General features: G+C 73.0%; 14 protein-coding genes. 5 read left to right on the top strand and 9 right to left on the bottom strand.

The genetic code is table 11. From position 1 onward, the window contains the following. Positions 1 to 21: 21 nt before the first annotated feature. The 5 genes from WMF39_RS43650 to dapA form a co-directional block, all read right to left on the bottom strand. Complete coding sequence (locus tag WMF39_RS43650) at positions 22 to 315, bottom strand: ester cyclase (protein WP_437742333.1); 294 nt, start codon at positions 313 to 315, stop codon at positions 22 to 24. Positions 316 to 436: 121 nt separating this feature from the next. Beyond that, positions 437 to 2,536 carry a glycine--tRNA ligase subunit beta gene (gene glyS / locus WMF39_RS43645; RefSeq protein WP_437742332.1) on the bottom strand — a complete coding sequence of 700 codons (2,100 nt, stop codon included), beginning with the start codon at positions 2,534 to 2,536 and terminating at the stop codon, positions 437 to 439. 193 nt (positions 2,537 to 2,729) lie between these two features. Then, complete coding sequence (locus tag WMF39_RS43640; protein WP_437742331.1) at positions 2,730 to 5,153, bottom strand: hypothetical protein; 2,424 nt, start codon at positions 5,151 to 5,153, stop codon at positions 2,730 to 2,732. Between the two features lie 105 nt (positions 5,154 to 5,258). Continuing rightward, positions 5,259 to 6,098 (bottom strand): 4-hydroxy-tetrahydrodipicolinate reductase, encoded by an 840-nt coding sequence (gene dapB / locus WMF39_RS43635; RefSeq protein ID WP_437742330.1) that lies wholly within the window; start codon positions 6,096 to 6,098, stop codon positions 5,259 to 5,261. A gap of 29 nt (positions 6,099 to 6,127) precedes the next feature. After that, a complete protein-coding gene (dapA, locus tag WMF39_RS43630; protein WP_437742329.1) occupies positions 6,128 to 7,033 on the bottom strand; it encodes a 4-hydroxy-tetrahydrodipicolinate synthase in 906 nt (301 codons plus the stop codon). 286 nt (positions 7,034 to 7,319) lie between these two features. Between dapA and WMF39_RS43625 the strand changes: the two genes are divergently transcribed. The 5 genes from WMF39_RS43625 (at position 7,320) to WMF39_RS43605 (ending at position 10,753) form a co-directional block, all read left to right on the top strand. Beyond that, positions 7,320 to 7,976 carry a NuoI/complex I 23 kDa subunit family protein gene (locus WMF39_RS43625; RefSeq protein WP_437742328.1) on the top strand — a complete coding sequence of 219 codons (657 nt, stop codon included), beginning with the start codon at positions 7,320 to 7,322 and terminating at the stop codon, positions 7,974 to 7,976. Positions 7,977 to 8,120: 144 nt separating this feature from the next. Continuing rightward, entirely contained in the window at positions 8,121 to 8,636 is a 516-nt protein-coding gene (locus tag WMF39_RS43620; protein WP_012240634.1) for an NADH-quinone oxidoreductase subunit J family protein, read from the top strand. Between the two features lie 3 nt (positions 8,637 to 8,639). Further along, positions 8,640 to 8,948: an NADH-quinone oxidoreductase subunit NuoK gene (gene nuoK / locus WMF39_RS43615; RefSeq protein ID WP_012240633.1), complete on the top strand. Its 309-nt coding sequence runs from the start codon at positions 8,640 to 8,642 to the stop codon at positions 8,946 to 8,948. Positions 8,949 to 9,206: 258 nt separating this feature from the next. Next, the gene (locus WMF39_RS43610) at positions 9,207 to 9,452 is read left to right on the top strand and encodes a hypothetical protein (protein ID WP_044967022.1); all 246 of its coding nucleotides are present in this window, start codon (positions 9,207 to 9,209) and stop codon (positions 9,450 to 9,452) included. Between the two features lie 257 nt (positions 9,453 to 9,709). Further along, entirely contained in the window at positions 9,710 to 10,753 is a 1,044-nt protein-coding gene (locus WMF39_RS43605; protein WP_437742327.1) for a glycosyltransferase family 2 protein, read from the top strand. Positions 10,754 to 10,815: 62 nt separating this feature from the next. Here the strand turns inward: WMF39_RS43605 and WMF39_RS43600 are convergent, their stop codons facing one another. From WMF39_RS43600 to WMF39_RS43585, 4 genes are read right to left on the bottom strand one after another with little or no spacing between them, the layout of a single operon-like run. Continuing rightward, complete coding sequence (locus tag WMF39_RS43600) at positions 10,816 to 13,383, bottom strand: hypothetical protein (RefSeq protein WP_437742326.1); 2,568 nt, start codon at positions 13,381 to 13,383, stop codon at positions 10,816 to 10,818. A gap of 15 nt (positions 13,384 to 13,398) precedes the next feature. After that, a complete protein-coding gene (locus WMF39_RS43595; RefSeq protein WP_437742325.1) occupies positions 13,399 to 14,448 on the bottom strand; it encodes a lysylphosphatidylglycerol synthase domain-containing protein in 1,050 nt (349 codons plus the stop codon). After that, positions 14,445 to 15,188, bottom strand: coding sequence for a class I SAM-dependent methyltransferase (locus WMF39_RS43590; RefSeq protein WP_437742324.1), 744 nt, complete (start codon positions 15,186 to 15,188; stop codon positions 14,445 to 14,447). The genes WMF39_RS43595 and WMF39_RS43590 overlap by 4 nt, the downstream gene beginning before the upstream one ends. A 3-nt stretch (positions 15,189 to 15,191) precedes the next feature. Beyond that, positions 15,192 to 17,942: a protein kinase domain-containing protein gene (locus tag WMF39_RS43585; RefSeq protein WP_437742323.1), complete on the bottom strand. Its 2,751-nt coding sequence runs from the start codon at positions 17,940 to 17,942 to the stop codon at positions 15,192 to 15,194. Positions 17,943 to 17,969 lie beyond the last annotated feature (27 nt).

Here is a 17,969-nt window from a genome sequence, read left to right as displayed (position 1 = left end):
CGCCAGACGCGGTCAGCCTGCTCACGTCGGAGCCTTGGGTACCCCCGGCTCGAGCCGCGCGCCGAGCTGCGGGAGCCGGCCGAGATCGTCGGCGTTCCGCCATGTCTCGACGATCTTGCCGTCAACGATGTGGTGAATGAACATCGCGGTGAACGTCTGCTGCCGTCCGTGGCTCGGGATGCCCAGGAAGCTCGCTTGTGCGCACGTGTTCTTCGCGCGCACGACCACCTTGTCCCCTTCGGCGATCACGTCCTCGATCGACCATGTTTGCTCGACGGCGCCGAACACCCTCCTCTTGTCATGCTGAGAGCGCATCGCCGCGCCCGCAAAGCCAGTTCCAGGAGAGCCGCCGGCCGAGGCGCCCGCGGGAGCGCCCATCTGAGCTGAAAAGGTAGCGTAGCGTCGGGCGCGCCGCCGAGGCGCCGCGCCCGTCGCGTCACGACGCCGCGCGCGGCGCCTCGCCGAGGAGCTCCAGCCTGGCCAGGCTCCCGCAGGTCTCCGACAGGGCGCGCATCAGCCGCAGCCGGTTGTCCCGCACGGCCGCGTCGTCGGTCATCACGAACACGTCGATGAAGTACTGGTGCAAGAGCGGGGCGAAGTCCGCCACCGCCCTGAACGCGGTGTCGTACGAGCCGCTCCGGACGTCCGACGCGATCTGCTCGCGCAGCTTGAGGTACCCCGCGAACAGCGCCGTCTCGCTCGGGTGCACGTCCTGTCCGAACGGCGCCACCGGCTCGCCGGCAGGCGCCTTGTCGGCGATGTTCGTGGCCCGCTTGAAGACCTCGCCCACCCGCGCCCGCACCTCCGGGCTCAGCGCGTCGATCGCGCGCACGCGGGCCCTGAGATCGAGCGGGCGATCCGCGGCGACGCGCAGGCACGCGAGGACCGCGTCCTGCGGGAGCCGGTCGGAGAGCAGGCCTCGCAGCCGCTCGGAGAAGAACTCGCCGAGGCGGGTCGCGAGCTCCTCGCGCGAGACGTTGAGCTCCACCCCGGCGTAGCCGTCGTAGGCGGCCCCGAACGCGGCGCCGAGGCGCAGATCGAGATCGCGATCCAGGAGCGTGCGCAGCACGCCGAGGCACGCGCGGCGCAGACCGTACGGGTCGGCGGTGCTCGTGGGGACGAGCCCGATCGCGAAGCAGCCGACCAGCGTGTCGAGCCGATCGGCCATCGCGACCAGCGCGCCGGCGTTCGTCGGCGCCGTCGCGTCCGCGGCGCCCTTGGGCAGGTAGTGATCGCGCACGACGTCGGCCACCTCCGGGCTGACCCCCTGGGCGAGCGCGTACGCCCGCCCCATCTCGCCCTGGAGCTCGGGGAACTCGCCCACCATCAGCGCGACGAGATCGCACTTCGCGAGGTGCGCCCCCGAGGCCGCCGCCACCAGCGTCTGCTCGGGCAGCATCAGGAGCAGGCCGAGCTCGCGGGCGAGCCGCTCGACGCGCTCGGCCTTCGCCAGCACGCTGCCGAGCCGCTTCTGGAACACGATCCCGCCGAGCTTCTCGCGGCGGTTCGCGAGCGGGATCTTGACGTCCTCCCGGTAGAAGAACTGCGCGTCCGACAGGCGCGAGCGCATCGTGTTGTCGTTGCCGCGCTTGATCTTCTCGGGCGCCTCCGCGGTGTTCACGACCGCCAGGTACCTCGGGAGCAGCGCCCCCGTCCTCGCGTCGCGGACGCCGAAGTAGCGCTGGTGGCCGCGCGCGACCTCGAGGATCACCCGCTCCGGCAGCTCGAGGAACCGCTCCTCGAAGCTGCCGACGATGACGTGCGGCTCCTCCACGAGGGAGAGGTTCTCGCCGATCAGGAAGTCGTCCTCGATCAGCACGCCGCCCGCGTCCCGCGCCGCGGCGAGCAGGCGCTCGCGCATGAGCTTCGCGCGCGCCTCGGGGTCGACGAGCACGTGCGCCGCGCGCATCGCCTCGACGTAGTCCTTCGCGGCGCCGATCGCGATCTCGGCCCGCCCGAGGAAGCGGTGGCCGCGGCTCGTGCGCCCGCTGCGGATGCCGGCGATCTCGACGGGGATGACCTCGCCGCCGGAGAGCGCGACCAGCCACTGGATGGGGCGGCCGAACGCGAAATCTCCCTGCCCCCAGCGCATCGACTTGCGGAAGGGGATGGCCGCGACGAGCGACGCCAGGACCTCCGGGAGGAGCTCGGCCGCGGGCTTGCCGGCCTCGCGGCGGGTGCCCGCGAGGTACTCGCCCTTCGGCCCCTCGACGCGGCGCAGATCCGCGACGGTACAGCCGAGCTTCTGCGCGAACGCCTCGGCCGCCTTCGTGGGCGCGCCGTCCTTGAAGGCCGCCTTGACCGGCGGGCCGGTGACCTCCTCCTCGAGGTCCGGCTGGCGCGCCGCGACCCCGGAGACGAGCAGCGCGAGCCGACGCGGGGTGCCGAGCGCGCGCACCGCGCCGTGGCGGAGCCTGAGCTCCGCGAGGCGCTTCGTCGCGAGATCCGGGAGCGCGCGGAGCGCGGCCTCGACAAACGACGAGGGGAGCTCCTCGACGCCGATTTCGAGCAGGAGATCGCTCGCTTCGTTGGACATGGGACCGCGGACGCTACCCCAGAACCGCTCGTTCGGCGAGGTGGTCGAGCGATCGATCCGCGCTGTTTACGCCTGTTCACGCCTGTTCACGTTCGTTCACGCCATTTGCGCCGTCCGCGTCGCTCGCGACGTCACGCCGTGGCACGGCGCGCACCACGGGCGCGCGCCACGGGCGACGTGACGTTCGCGCGGCTCAGCGCGCCTGTGCCGCGCTCCGGAGCGCGCGCGAGAGCACCTTCTTGAACGCGGTCGCCTCGCCTCCGTTCGGCTTGCTCTTGCGCCCGTAACGGGTCGCCGCGCCGACCCGGGCGACGCACTGGGCTGCGCGCATGTACCGCCGCGCCGCCTTCGCGACCGCCCGATCGCCCGGAGCAGACGCCGACGCGACGGCCGCGCCGAGCTCGTTCAGGGCCTCATCGAGCGGCGCGCAGCCCTCGGGCGTGGGGGGCAGCTCGAGGGGGGGCGGGGCGTGGCAGCAGCGGGCGCGCAGGGTCGCGACGGTCGCCATGTCGTGCCAGCCGAGCACGGCCCATTCCTTCGTGGCGTCCGAGACGCCCTTGGGCCCAGCTGCCTGGGCGAGGTGGCTCTTGAGCGCCGCGACGCCCTTCATCGGGTCGGTCTCGGCGCAGACGAACGACAGCTGGCCCGCGATGGCGGCGTCGACGCTCTTGCCGGGAAAGAGCGGCATCGCGCATGCGGCGAAGTCCGCCGTGGCCGCAGGATCCGGCGCTGTGCTTGCGGTGCCTGCGTCCGCCGGCGCCGCCGTGCGTGCCTGTTCCGCGCCGGCGTCACCGGGCGCCGGGGCGCTCGGCTCTGCGGGGGCGGCGCATGCGGCGGGCGCAGCGTCCGCAGACGGCGGCGCCGGGAGGGACGGCGGCGCGGCGTCGCGGTGGCGAAGCCAGAACCAGGCTCCCCCCGCGGCGCCCGCGATGGCCACGACCCCCAGGGCCAGCGTGACCCACCGGCGCGCCGGGGACGGCGTCTCGTGGCTCGCTCCGGACGCTGGCGTCGGCGCCCGCGCCCGGAGCGGCGGCGCGACGAGCCCGGACGCGCCGCCGCGCGCGGCGACGCCGCCGGGGGCCATCGGGAAGGGGTGCGACGGCTCGTGCGTGTCGTCTTCGCCCAGCCAGGGGAGATCGACGGCCGGGACGTGGGGCGTCGGCGCGCCGGGCCCGGGCGCGCCGAAGCGCACGGCGACGCTGCCGGGCGCCATCGGGAAGGGGTGCGACGGCTCGTGCGTGTCGTGCTCGCCCAGCCAGGGGAGATCGACGGCCGGGACGTGGGGCGTCGGCGCGCCGGGCCCGGGCGCGCCGAGGCGCGCGGCGACGCTGCCGGGCGCCATCGGGAAGGGGTGCGACGGCTCGTGCGTGTCGTCTTCGCCCAGCCAGGGGAGGTCGTCGACCATTCGCGGGCTCGCCGGGGCATCCGCGTCGAAGAGAGGCACCGCGCTGGGGGAGAAGGGCGGCTGCACCGTCGCTGCGGGCGCGACGGGCGGCTGCGCGGTCGCTGCGGGCGCGACGGGCGGCTGCGCGGTCGCTGCGGGCACGACGGGCGGCTGCGCGGTCGCTGCGGGCGCGACGGGCGGCTGCGCGGTCGCTGCGGGCACGACGGGCGGCTGCGGCGGTGGCTGCACGTGCGCGGTCGGGGCAGCCACGGCGCCCGCGCGCGAGCGGTCCTCCGTCGCTGCGCCGGCGAGCCGCGGCGATGCGGCAGGCAACGCGGTCTGCGCCTTTGAGGCACGGTCTGGCGCCTCCGGAGGCGGGGTGGTCGGCACGCCGATGGTCGACCGGAGCCCCAGGCTCGCGAGCCCGTGGAGCGGCAACGGCGTCCGGCGGGCCGAGGCGCTCGCGATGGGCGGCGGCTGCGAGCTCGAGTGGCCATGCGGCGGCGCGCTCTTGCGGGGCGGCTGCGAGCCGGTGCCCTCGCGCGGCGGCGCGCTCTTGCGAGGCGGCTGCGAGCCGGTGCCCTCGCGCGGCGGCGCGCTCTTGCGGGGCGGCTGCGAGCTCGACGTCCCCCGCACCCCGCTGCTCGACGGGCGCGGCGCTGGAATGGTCCTCGCCGGCGCCGCGAGCGCGTGCTCATCGAGCGGCGGCAGCTCCTCCAGGCCTTCGCCCGGCCGCGCGGCCTCCAGCGCGCGACGGAGCGCCGCGACCTCGGTGATCCGCTGCTCAGCGCGGCGCGCGAGCGCCTGGTCCAGCACGCGCCACAGCGCGTCGCCCGCCTCGCCGGGCGGCGTTACCCGCGGCGCGGCGCCGGCGCCTTGCTTGCGGCGGAGCTCCTGGTCGCTCTCGGCGGGGAACGGGAGCGCTCCCGAGAGCGCCGTGTACAGGGTGACCGCGAGCGCCCACGTGTCGTCCCGGCGCGACGGCCCCTCACCCGCGGCCCGCTCCGGCGACCGGTAACCCACGAAAGCGGGCGTGGCGAGCGGATCCGAGAGCCACCCCGTCGACGTGCACGGCTCGCCCTCCATGACCACGCACGCGGCCGACAGGCGGCCGTGCACCGTCCCGCGCGCGTGCAGGCTCTCGACGCGCTTCGCCAGGCGGACGACCCAGCCGACCGCGTCCCTGTCCGGCAACGGACCGGCGCGTGCGATCCTCGCAGCGAGCGTCTCCATACGAGCGCCGCAGCGTAGTGCGGCGAACCGCCGCTGACCACATTGTGGCTCTCTCGCGGCACGCCGGATCGCGGATCGCCCGCGTCTGGCCCTGGAGCGCCGCGGTCAGCCGCCGATCACGTCGGCCATCGTGTATCGGCCGGGCGGCTTCCCGTGCAGGTGCCACGCCGCGCGCAGCGCCCCCCGCGCGAAGAGATCGCGGCTGGTCGCGCGGTGCGTGAGCTCGAGGCGCTCGCCGGGGCCGAGCAGGTGGACCGTGTGGTCGCCGATGACGTCGCCGCCGCGCACGGCGAAGATCCCGAGCTCGTTCGGCTTGCGCGGGCCGACGTTGCCTTCGCGGCCGTGCACGTCGGCGAGCGTCCCGGCCGGCTCGCGGGCCCCGCGTATGGCGTCGGCGAGCCGCACGGCCGTGCCGCTCGGCGCGTCCACCTTGGCGCGGTGGTGCACCTCCACGATCTCGACGTCGTAGCCGGGCCCGAGCCGCCGCGCCGCGCTCGCCGCGATCTCCGCGAGCACGTGGATGCCGATGCTCGTGTTCGGCGACCAGAGGACCGGGACGTGCTGCGCCGTCTCGTCGAGCAGCCGCTCGCACGTGCCGTCGAGGCGCGTCGTGCCGCTGACCACGGCGACCTTGGCGCGCATCGCGAGGTGCAGGAGGCGGGGGAGCGCCTCGGGCCTCGAGAAGTCGATGACCACGTCAGCGCCGAGCAGCCCGGCGCTGGTGTCGTCGCTCATCGCGACGCCGACGGTGCCTGTCCCCGCGAGCTCGCCGACGTCACGGCCGATGCGGGAGGAGCCGCGCGACACGATCGCGCCCACGACCTGGGCTCGCTCGTTCGCCGCGAGCCGGACGATGGCCTGCCCCATCTTGCCGCTCGCGCCGTGGATCGCGACTTTCAGAAGCCGGGCGTCGTCTCCCTGGGGGGCCCCCACGAGCGCGCTCATCGGCACGCCTCGATGATCTCCGTTCGATTTCACGACGCCTCGCGCCTCGCCTCGAGCCGCCTCATCGCCTCGGCGATCTGCTGCCGGGTCGCCTCTCCGGCCGGTACGAGGGGCAGCCGGACCGCGGCGCTCATGCGGCCCAGGGCGGCGAGCGCGGCCTTCGCGGGGGCGGGGTTCGGCTCGACGAACAGGAGCCCGTGCAGCTCGAGGAGCGCGAGGTGGGCTGCGCGCGCGCCCGCGAGGTCGCCGGCCAGGAACCGCCGGGTCACCGCGCTGGTCTCGCGCGGCAGCACGTTCGACGTGACGCTGATGACGCCCTGCGCGCCGAGCGCCATCATCGCGAGCGTCAGCGCGTCGTCGCCGCTCAGGATCGCGAGCCGGTCGCCGAGGCGCCGCACGAGCTCCTGGCAGCGGAACACGTTGCCCGAGGCGTCCTTGATGGCGACGACGTTCGGCGCGGCGGCGCAGATGCGCTCGGTCGTCTCGGCGGAGAGGTCGACCACCGTCCGACCCGGGATGTTGTAGAGCACGATCGGCGCCGGGACGGCCCTGGCCACGGCCAGCGTGTGCTCGCGGAGCCCGTCCTGCGAGGGCTTGCTGTAGTACGGCATCACGATCATCACGCCCGCCGCGCCAGCGGCGAGCGCGGCGCGCGAGGCCTCGATCGTCTTCTTCGTGGAGAACGAGCCCGTCCCTGCGATCACCGGCACGCGGCCGCGCGCCGCCTCGACGACGCGCCGGATGACCGCGGTCGTCTCGGCTTCGCTGAGGGTCGGCGACTCGCCCGTGGTCCCGCACGGCACGAGCCCGCCGACGCCGCCCGCGATCTGCGCCTCGACGAGCGCGTCGAGCGCGTCGAAGTCGACGGCTTCGCCATCGGGCGTGAATGGCGTGACGAGGGCGGTGAACGTTCCCGACAAGGGGAGCTGCGACATCAGACGACCATGATCGCCACCCCGGGTGCGCGTCAACAGGAGAGGACAGGTTCGCCGCGCACTCCCCGCTCTCCGCTGGTTCCCGCGCGGGGCGACGCCGCACGGACGCGGCCTTGGGGCGGGCTGGCGGGAGCCCGCGGGGCTTGTACGGCGCGGGCTGGCGGGACCCGCGGGAAGCGGGCTGGACGCTCCAGGGCAGGTCCGCGTCTGCTATCGTCCGCGGTGTAGCGCCTCGCTCCTTCGGGGGATTTGCCCGAGCGCGTCAGGTCCCTGAGAGGCACCGGCCATGGATCTCGCCCAGTACATCAAGAGCATCTCCAGCGCGGCCAATACCATCCTGGAGGGGATGGCGGTCACGTTCTCCCATCTGTTCCGGGAGCCCATCACCGTCCAGTACCCCGACAAGACGGACCGCCCCGTCAGCGAGATGCTCCCCCCGCGGTACCGCGGCTTCCTGGAGGTGCAGATGGACATCTGCACCGGCTGCAAGCGCTGCGAGCGCGCGTGCCCCATCGAGTGCATCGCCATCGATCTGGAGAAGGACCCGGCGACGAAGAAGCAGGCGATGAGCCGCTTCGACATCGACATGGGCAAGTGCATGTACTGCGGCCTGTGCGTCGAGGCGTGCAAGACGGAGTCGACAGGCGCGATCCGCCACACCCGCGAGTTCGAGGGGGCGGCGCCGACGCTCGATCACCTCACGTTCCGCTTCATCCCGGAGGGCCTCGTGCCGCTGTACAAGGCGCCGAAGGACCTCGGCGAGGTGCCCGTCGGCGAGTACGGGCCGCACGCCCGGGAGGCCCGGGAGCGCGCCATGCGCGACAACCCGGCCGCGCTGGAGGAGCTGCGCGCCATCTGGCGCAAGGAGCGCGAGAAGCAGCAAGGCGCCGAGGGCGCGGAGCCCGCGGGCGGGGGGGCCGGAGGGGGAGCTGGAGCGGGGTAGGGGCGAGGGCGGGAGCGGGCGCCTGAGCGAGGGCGCGCGGCGAGCAGAAGGGCGCAGAACGGCGCAGGAGCGCGCCGCGAGCGACGCGCGGGGGTCGCCCTTGCTGGGCGGTGGGCAGCGGTCTAACGTCGCGGCCCTCACCCCATGCCCTCCCTGAGCGCACTCGTCTTCCTCGGGCTTGCCGCGCTGACGCTCGGCTCGGCCGGGCTCGTGGCGTTCTCCAGGAACATCATCCACTCCGCGCTGGCCTTGCTCGGCACGTTCCTCGGCATCGCCGGGCTGTACGTCTCGCTCTCGGCCGATTTCATCGCGGCGACGCAGGTGCTCGTCTATGTCGGCGGCACGCTCGTGCTCATCCTCTTCGCCGTGATGCTCACGAGCCGTATCGCGGAGATGAAGATCTCGAACCCGCGCGGCGGGCCGGCCGTGGCGTTCGGTCTGGTCACGGCGGTGCTGCTCCTGCTCGGCAGGGTGGCGACCCAGACCCCTTGGCCCGCCGAGGCCAAGCCGGCGATGCCGTCCACCGCCAAGCTCGGGCACGCGTTCCTCGGAGAGTACCTGCTCCCGTTCGAGCTCGGCTCGGTCGTGCTGCTCGCCGCGATGATCGGCGCGGTCGTGCTCGCGCGTCGAGCCGTCAGGCGCGCCTGGGAGAGGGAGTAGGCGATGGAGGTCGGTCTCATCCATTACCTCACCGTCGCCGCCGTGCTCTTCGGGCTCGGGCTGTTCACCGTCATGACGCGGAAGAACGCGGTGGGCATCCTCCTCGGCGTCGAGCTCATCCTCAACGCCGCCGCGCTCAACTTCATCGCGTTCGACCACTTCGTCGCCGGAGGCGTGGCTGGCCAGGTGTTCACGGTCTTCATCATCGTCCTCGCGGCGAGCGAAGCGGCGATCGCGCTGGCCATCGTGCTTCAGGTCTACCGCAATCACCGAAGCATCATGGCCGACCAGCTGACCTCTCTGAAGAACTGACGCGAGAGCGGTCATCCGTGCGGAAGCGCGCGGTCAGCGTGACGCGCGTGACGCGCGCGACGTTCGGACCGGCGGCCGCCGCGTCGCGCGCCCGCGCCCCACGCCGATGCCGATCGTCGACCGCCGACCGCCGACCGCCGACCAGACGATGCGCTCGACGCTCCCGCGCTCTGCCGCTTCACGTGGAGCTCAATCCCAGCGACAAGCAGGAAAAACCTGACCTTGCTAAGCCCCAGCGGGCGACCCACGTTCGAAGGCATGCAGAACCTATCCAAGACGGAGCTGGTGGGGTTCGTGGAGCTCGAGGTCGGTTCGCTTGCTGTGCAGGTGCCGATCCGCGCCGCAGCAGCGGCGACAGAGCTACCGCTCGCATCCTTCGAGGCTGAAGGGGACAATTGCGCCATCCTCGTGCGAGGCGACACGTCCTCGAAGGCGGTCGAGGTCGCGCTGCGAAACGCGGCGCAGGAGGCGGTCAAGCACCTCTCGAAGAAGTTGCTCAACTAGAGCGGAGCGATGGTCCCGCTGGCCCGGCGCAGGGCTGCGGGCCATCGTCCCGCGATGTTCCGTGAAGTTCCGCGATGTACGGTGCCCCGGGGCACCGGCGGAGCGGCGTGGTCAGGTTTCTGCTGGCCGCCCGGCGCTCAGCGCGAGCGGGGCGGCTTTCCAGCCCGCGCTGGAGCCTCGCGTCGCGGGGGAGCCCGCTGCGCTCCGAGGTGAATTTCTCGACGCACGTCGTGCTACGCTGCGCCGCGAAATCGCCCGTGAAGCTCATCATCCAAATCCCTTGCTTGAACGAGCGCGACACACTCGCGCAGACATTCGCGGACCTGCCGCGGTCGATCGACGGCGTGGACGAGATCGAGGTCCTCATCATTGACGACGGCAGCACGGACGGGACGAGCTCGCTCGCCGAGCAGCTCGGGATCCACCACATCGTCCGCTTCGCCAAGAATCGAGGCCTCGCCGCCGGGTTCATGGCCGGCATCGACGCGTGCCTGCGGCTCGGCGCCGATATCATCGTGAACACCGACGCGGACAACCAGTATCGCGGCGCGGAGATCCCGAAGCTCGTCGCTCCCATCCTCGACGGCCGGGCCGACCTGGTGATCGGCGATCGGCAGACAGACAGGATCGAGCACTTCTCGCCGCTCAAGAAGGTCTTGCAGCGGTGGGGCTCGCGGCTCATCCGGCGCCTGTCCGCCACGGAGGTGGCCGACTCGCCGAGCGGCTTCCGCGCGGTGAGCCGGAAGGCGGCGCTGCAGCTCTTCGTGCACAACCGCTTTACCTACACGCTGGAGACCGTGATCCAGGCAGGCCGCCGCGGCCTCGCGCTGGAGAACGTGAAGATCACGACCAACCCGAAGACGCGCGAGTCGCGGCTCTTCCGTTCGATCCCCGACTACCTGCGCCGCGCCGGTCCCGTCATGTTCCGGGCTTATGCGATGTACCGCCCTGTGCAGCTCGTGGGCTGGGTCGCGACGGTGCTGCTCGTGTTCGGCTTCGCGCTCGGCGTCCGGTTCCTCTACTTCTACCTGCGGAATCCGGACTACAGCGGTTATATCCAGTCGCTCATCGTCGGTACGGGCGCCGTCGTGATGGCGTGCATCCTGGTGGCCGTGGCGCTGCTCGCGGAGCTCATCGCGACGAACCGCCGCCTCGTCGAGGAGGTGCTGATGCGCGTGCGCCGGATCGAGACCGAGCTCGCGGAGCGGGAGCCGGCCCTCAGGCTGGAGGGGATCCAGTCCACGGGCGCGAAGCCGTGGCACAACCAGCAGGTGCAACCGGCGCGAGCGAGCGCGAGGTGAAGAGCCCGGTCCCCTGGACCGGGCCGCTGGTCGAACAGTGCTCGTAACCCCGGGCCGGGAGCTCAGCCGTCCGGGTCCTCCGGATCGACGTCCTCCGCGGGAGCCACAGGGTCGGTCGGCTCCGGTCCGGGCGGCGCGCCCGCGGCCGGAGGCTCGGGCGGCGGCTCCGCCCGGGAGGTGTCGCGCTGCTGCCGCAGGTAGACCGTGTAGTTCTTGAAGCGCTCCGCCGCGAAGAACACGCCGTCCAGCTTCACGTTCCGGCTGCCCCGCGCGGCGTTCTTGCCGAGCACCACCGCCTCCGCGGCGTCGAGGAGCGCGGCCTGCGCGTTCGTATCCCTGGGCCACGCCCGTGCGGGCTTGGGCTCCTGGCCCTTGGGCGGCTGGAGCTTGGGGAGGATGTGGAGCGCCTCGACCGGATAGAGCCCGTCCGTGTAGCCCGGCGCGCCGAGCGCGAGCACCTGATAAGGCAGCTCGTCGGCCGGCGGCGGCTCCTTCGGCATGGTCACGAGCTGAAGGCTGCCGAAGCGGCGTTTCTCCGTCGCGTATCGGTGCACGAGCTCGTTGAACAGCACGGCGGCCTGGAGCGTGTCCGGCGGGCGCTGGTTCGGCGGGTACAGGATGTGGGTGATGCCGACGCTCCGGTAATGCGCGTAGAGCTCGGCCGGCCCTCGCACGGGCTCGTAGAAAATGAGCGATTGCCAGGCCTGGATATCGAAGATGATCTCGCGCTCGATACCGAGCGTCGTGCGGTAGTTGCGCGCGAGGATGCGCGCGTCGGGCGGGGTAGCCTGGTTGATCGCGCGGTGATCCGCGCGAAATTTGAACCGCTGCGCGTCGCTCCATCGCTTCTCGTAGGTGGAGCGGATCAGCGAGAGCGCGCTCTCCAGCCGGCGGGGGCCGGAGTAGAAGGGCACATCGCCGCTCCACACGATCTGGAACACCACGAGCGGCACGAGGCCGAGCCGCGCGATGGTCCCGAGCTGCCATGTGCGGACGAGCAGCGCCGCGGCGGCGGCGATCGGCACCGCGAGCATGCCCTGCAGGTACCGGTCCGCGGTGTACGTGTTGCTCCACATCCAGACGCCGGCGAACGTCGCCCAGGCCGCGAGCGCCGGCCTGCGACGGCCGCGGATGACCAGCAGCATCGGCAGGAGCAGCGTGAAGAGCGAGCCCATCGAGGGGACGTAGCGAGTGAACGAGTAGTGCGGGGAGAACGAGAACGTGAAGAAGTTGCCGGCCGCGATGAGCTGCCGCTCTAGCCCCTTCCCCTTCGGCAGGTAAGGCGCGTTGGGATACGCCTTCTCCATGAACTCCGCGGAGCGCGCGTGCTGCGGGTACGACCGCGTGAACACGCGCTGGGCCAACGGATAAACGGGGTTGTTATGGTAGATGGTGTTCTTGATCAGGTGCGGCGCGGCCGTGCCGAGCGCCACGCCCGAAGCGATGAGCCCCGCCACGAGGACGCGGCGCGCCGAGAGCAGCGGCCGCCTGCGCTTCTTCAGGGCGCGGGAGGCCGCGCGCGCGAGCAGGTACGCGGCGCGCGGCACGACGACCGCCGCCGCCATGGCCAGGTGATAGACCGCCTGGTACTTCACCAGCATCGCGCCCCCGAGCGACGCGCCGAGCAGGACGGCATACCGCCTGTCGAAGCGCTCCGCGAAGCGCATGGACGCGAGCAGGACCGGCGCCGCGAAGAAGCCCAGGAAATGGTCCGCCGAACCGCCGGGGTTCTGGTCCTGGACGAACAGCGACGGGAACAGGAAGAAAGCCGCCCAGAGGCCAGGGACGCGTTCGCCCTGGAGCAGGTACCGCGCCAGCGCCGCGACGCCGACCACCTTCCCCAGGACGAACACGAACTCCAGGTGGAGCGCCATCATCCACCGTTGCTCCACGAGCATCCCGGGGACGCTGAAACCCCACGCGTAGAGCATGCTCGCGAAGTGGGGGAACGAGCGGTTCACGTCGCCGTAGAACGGCACGATGCGGCCGGCGCGCGCATAGTCCTGCCCGATCGGCAGGTGATACCAGGTCGCGTCGAAGCTGATGGAATCCGGGGTCAGCGACAACAGGTAGAGGAGCACGAGGCACAGGGCGCCGACGCCCGTGGCCGTGAGCCACAGCCAGCGCATCGTCCCTTTCGGCGTCGTCGAGGCGTCGAGATCGTGCTTCAGCCGCGATAGCCAGCGTGGCAGCTCCAGGAGGCCGCCCGCGAAGAGGGCCGCCGGCATCACGAGCCCGTACCAGGGGCGGATCCAGCCGACCACGCCCGCGAGGTACATGCCGAACACGAAGGCGATGCTGCCGAGCGTCATGCCGAACAGGCCCTCTTCGACCGGCGGCAAGTGCGCGAGGCGGAGCACCCGGCGCAACAGCACGAGGCCGATGCCGAGGCTGGAGAGCAGGAACAGCAGCGAATAGCCCCAGAGCGGCGCGAGCCGCCACAGGAGCCAGTGCTGGACTGGAATGTGCGCGTGGACCACGAGCGCGTAGCCGGCGAGGCCCGTGAGGCATGCGACGGCCGCGAAGACGTTGCGCAGCAGCCTTTCCCGGGGCGAGCCGGAGGTCAGGGCGGCACAGAAGCGGGCCAGGGGGGAGTCGGAGTTCAGGGCAACACGCAGGCGGGCCAGCATGAGAGGGGGCGCATCCTAGCGAGGCGTGGCGCGTCGGCAAAGCAGCCGCGCGATGAGCAAGCCGCCGACGTCCACGGCGAGCGAGGTGGCGCGCGAGATGAGCGCGGCGCCCAGCGCCGCGGCGGGTCCGACGGCGGGGGCGAGGCCCACGGAGATCAGCGCCTCGCGCACGCCGATGCCGCCCGGCGTGGCCATCGCGAGGAAACCGGCGATGGGCGCCAGCACGAACAGGCCCGAGCCGCCGAGCGCCGCGCCCGGCGTCGCGCCGACGGCGAGCGCGGCGCACGCGCCGTGCGCGGCCCAGGTCAGCGAGTACACCGCGTGCACGAGCGGCAATCGCACCGGCATGAGCGGCCCGCGCCCCTCGGGCGCGAGGAGCTTGCGCACGCGCTCGGGCGCGCGGGTACGATCCACGGTCATCAGCGCGACGAGGACCGCGCCCAGGGCGAGGAGCACGGGCAGCCTCCATCGACCGATGAGCGCGTTCGCGCCCGCAAACTGCTCGCCGCCCGCCGCGAGCAGGCCGAACCCCACCATGGCGCCGACCGCGATGAAGCTGGTGAACTCGATCGCGAAGGACGACCCCACCTCCGCGCTGGTCGTCCCGATGCGCGGGGCGCCCAGCATGCGGAACAGCGGCACGCCGACCTTGCCGGGGATGTACCGCGCCGCCTGCGACTCGATGTGCAGCGCGATCGCCGGCCAGCGAGGGATGGGCCGGCCGGTCAGCTCTTCCAGGATGAAGGCCCAGGCGAGCCCCAGCACGACGAGGCCGAGCGCGAGGGGCAGCACCGAGAGCGCCACGAACGCGGGACGGATGTCGATCGGCGCGCCGCTCTCCCACCTGCGAGCGAGGTCCCGCGCGGCGAGCCCGATGAACAGGGCAGCGGCGACGACCATGATCGGGCGCAGCGCCGTGCGCACCCTGGCGAGCGGGCCTCCGATCCGCTGAGGCGGGCCAGGCGCGGGCTCGGGCGGATCGGCCGAGATCCTCGGGGGGGCAGGCGGGGCGCCGGTGGGCGGGGTGCTGGGGATATCGGCGAGCGACGCGGATCTGTCCTTCATGCGGCCCAGCGCTTCGCCACGCAGAAGACCGACAGGCCGAAGCTCGGCCGGTAGCCGCGCGCGATGAGGTCGACCTCGGCACCGAGGACGGCTTCGAGCGCGGAGGAAGCGAGGCCCGACTTCGGTGAGGGCTGCTTCATGCTGGTCTTGCGAGGGCGCAGCGTGCGCGCGGCGCTCCAGACGGCGCGCGAGCCGACCGCGGCAGGGAAGAGGAGCTGGTTGAAGTAGGCGCAAGCTTCCACGTGGAGCTCGGCCGGCAGCGCGGCGCGGAAGCTGCCAGCCGTGTACCGGCGGAAATGCTGCAATGCGCGGTCGTGGTCGCTGAACAGCCACGGATACGCCGGCACCGTGGCGACGAAGATCCCGCCAGGGCTCAGGTGGTCATGGATCCACCGGAGAGCGGCGCGGTCGTCCTCGATGTGCTCGATGACATCGAGCGCGCAGATCACGTCATAGCGTCGGTCGAGCTGGAACGGGATGGATGTGCCGTAGAGCGTCCTCGCCGCGCCGGCCTTCGCGATGGCCTCCTGTCCGAGAGGGCTCACCTCGTTTGCGTCGACGGCCCCGAACTCCGCGAGGACACTCAGGTTCTGGCCGACCCCGGCGCCGACCTCCAGCAGCTCGAGCGGCCGCCGTTCCGGGCCGAACTCGCGCACCAGATGGGCCAGCAGCCGGGCCCTCCCCTTCCTCAACCAGTCGCCGGATTCTTCGGAGTATTGCTGATATGCAGTCGTTTCCACGCTTCACTCTGCATGCGGGGCCGGATCGCCCTGGGGCGATCCGGCCGGGGGCGGCGACTCTGCTGGTGAGGTCGGTTCCGCCTCGGGCTCCGGAGGAGTCGGGATCTCGATCGTCAGGTCGTCCACCTTGGCCGGCTCTTTCCGCGACTTCTTCGGCGGTGGCGGCGGCGGGCGCCGCTTCCGCGGCGGCGGTGTCGCGGCGGCCCTGGCCGACGGCTGCGCGGACGTGGCCGTGGCCGTTTCCACGGCCTTCGCCGTGACGGTCGGCTGGGGCGCGGGCTCTTGCGGCGGTGCGGGCTCTGCCGTGACGACGGGCGGCGGCGGGGCCTCGCTCTCGGCCGCCGGCGTGCTCTGCGGCAGGCGCTGCGAGCGGACCACCTGCCACGCGGCGACGCCGGCCAGGGCCACCAGCGCGAGGGCTGCCAAGCGGGCGCGTCGGCGCCGACGTGAGCCGGGGTCGAACTCCGGAAGCACGCTCTCGCGCGCCTCGTGCGCCACCCCGCTCACGCTGGACCCCTTCATCCATTGGTCCGGCGACTGGCCGGAGGGCAACGGGCGAGCCCGAGGGGCGAGCGGCGGATCGAGCGGGGGCGGCTCGCGCAGCGAGGCGGGGGGCGCGGTAGCCGTGACCGCCCCGGCGACCGCCCGCCTGACGTTGTCGCGGAGCTTCTCCGACGACGGGTCCTGGCTCGGCGGCGCCTCGCGCTCGGGGGCGATCGCGTGCGGATCGGCCTCTTGTGGCGAGAGCGCGCGTGGCGTCGGCGAGGAGAGCGGCGGCTCGGCCGTGGCGCCTGGCGCGACGGGTACGCCGCTCTGGGGCGCAGCCATCGCGGGCTCGGCCGGCACGTTGGCCGCGGGCTCGGCCGGCGCCTGGGCCGCGGTCTCGGCCGACGCCTGGGCCGCGGGCTCGGCCGGCGCCTGGGCCGCGGGCTCGGCCGGCGCCTGGGCCGCGGGCTCGGCCGGCGCCTGGGCCGCGGGCTCGGCCGGCGCCTGGGCTGCGGCCGGCGTTGCGTCTGCGCGCGGAGCGAGCGCCGCGGATGCGGCCGGCGCCGTCCAGGGCTCGTCCACGTCGGTATCGATCACGTCCTCTTCGAACTCGTCGATGTCGACGTCGACGAGCGAGGACGCGCTGTCGGCGGCCTTCCGGAACGTGTCGCTGGGCGCCAGCGCCGGTCCAGGCGCGCCTGGTGGGGCGTCGACGCCGTCTGTCGTCGCGGACGATACGCTGCTCGGCTGCGCGGAGACCGGCGTCCCGGTGACGACCGGTGTTCCGGCAGCGACCGGTGTCCCGGCAGCGACCGGCGTCCCGGTGGCGACCAGCGTTTCGGCAGCGACCGGCGGCTTCTGCGATGCGCTTTCGCTGTGCTGCGGCGGCGCCGGAGGTCGATCGCCGGGCCGAGCCGGGAGCGGCGGCCGCTGGCTCAGCGGCGGCCTTTCGCCGAGCTCGGACGAGCCCGGTGATGGCTCGCCGATCTGCGCCAGCGACGGCGTCTGAGGCCGCGCCGTGGGCCGAGGCGGCGCCGGAGGTCGCTCGGTGGCCCGCGGCGGTGCGAGAGGCCGCTCGCCGAGCCGAGACGACAGCGGCGGGCGCTCGCTGAGCGGAGGCCGCTCGGTGAGCCGCGGCGGCGTCTGCGGCCGCTCGCTTGGCACCGCGGGGATCCTCGCGCTCGCCCTGGCCGACGCCGGAGCGGCCGCCATGTCCGCCGGCAGCTCGCCCGATCCTCGCTCGGGCGATCGCGTCGAGGCGGCGCCCGTGGGGTCGGCCACCCGGGGGAGCGGCGGCGCCTTCGGGATCACCGAGCCTGTCGCCGGCCGCGGCGGGGCCGCCGGCGGGCGCGTGGGCGAGGCCCGGGGCGGCAGCGGCGGCGGCTGCGGCGATCGGATGCTGCTCGGGGCATCGGTCGACAGGTCGGCGACGCGGGCGAGCGACTCCGCGAGATCGCGCGCGCTGCTGAAGCGCCGCGACGGGTCGCGGTCGCAGGCGCGCGCGAACCACCCGTCGAAGCTCGGCGGCAGCTCCGGGTTCGCCCTCGACGGGACCGGGATCTCGCCGAGCGAGATCTTGATCAGCAGGTCGCCGACCCCCTCGCTGTCGAACGGGAGCTCGCCCGTCACGCACTGGTAAGCGATCACGCCGAGCGCCCAGAGATCCGCGCGGTAGTCGACCTCCCGGAGCCCCTTCACCTGCTCCGGGCTCATGTAGTGCGGCGTGCCCATGAGCGTGCCGACGCTGGTGCGCTGGGCGACCCGCTTCCCCTGCCCCTTCACCTTGGCGATGCCGAAGTCGAGGATCTTGACGATCTCGTCGTCCTCGTTCGCGCAGAGGAAAAAATTCTCCGGCTTGAGGTCGCGGTGCACGATGCCGGCCCCGTGCGCGCGGGTGAGCGCGCGCGCGACCTGCGTCACGATCTTCGACGTCTCCTGGAGCGAGAGGCGGCGCCGGCGCGCGAGCCGATCGAAGAGGTCCTCGCCCTCGAGCAGCTCCATCACGATGAACGGCTGCTCCCCGTCGATGCCGTGATCGATGATCTGCACGACGTGCGCGCTGCGCAGCTGCGCGGCGGCCGTCGCCTCGCGGCGGAACCGCTCGCGCGCGTCCTCCTGCTTCGCGAGCTCCAGATCGATGAGCTTGACCGCGACATGGGTGCCGAGCGCCAGGTGCTCTGCGACCCACACCGCGGCTTGCGCGCCCTGCCCCACGGGTCGGATGAGGCGGTAGCGCTCGCTCAGCACCTGACCAGCTGCAATAGACACGGCGGCAAAAGCCTACGTCGAGGACAA

The organism is Sorangium sp. So ce1504, from assembly GCF_051521635.1.
Classification (GTDB): Bacteria; Myxococcota_A; Polyangia; order Polyangiales; family Polyangiaceae; genus Sorangium; species Sorangium cellulosum_B.
Note: the sequence above shows the minus strand (reverse complement) of the source record. Positions and strands in the feature narration are given on the sequence as shown.